Annotated in this window: 1 protein-coding gene; it reads left to right on the forward strand. The window is 47.0% G+C overall.

Going from position 1 to position 402, the window contains the following annotated elements; translation table 11 throughout:
• Positions 1-402, forward strand: a 402-nt coding sequence (locus tag KDM89_RS20100) for a DUF1329 domain-containing protein (protein ID WP_212689647.1), incomplete at both ends; no start/stop codon positions are given.

The raw sequence follows: 402 nt of genomic DNA on the forward strand, positions 1-402 counted from the left end.
CGCCTATGACGCGCCCGTGATTGGTTTTGAAAATCAATATCCTATTGATGCGACCAATCTGTATTTTGGCAACCCGGATCGTTTCGACTGGAAGCTATTAGGAAAGAAAGAGATGTACATTTCCTATAACAACTTCAAGTTCAACGATGGTTCGATCAAGCCTGAGGACGCATTCCGGGAAAATAGTATCAATCCTGCTCTGGAACGCTACGAGCTGCACCGCGTCTGGGTTGTTGAGGGTACAGTCAAGCAAGGTTTCCGTCATTCCGCACCGAAGAAAGTCATGTACTTCGACGAGGATAGCTGGAATGTAGCAGTTGGCGACGACTATGATGCCCAAGGCAAGATATGGAAACTCAAAGAAAATAAAATTCTTCCGGTCTGGGAACTCGGCGGTACCTG

Source organism: Cognatundibacterium luofuense (assembly GCF_018139685.1).
Taxonomy (GTDB): Bacteria; Pseudomonadota; Gammaproteobacteria; order Burkholderiales; family Burkholderiaceae_D; genus Undibacterium; species Undibacterium luofuense.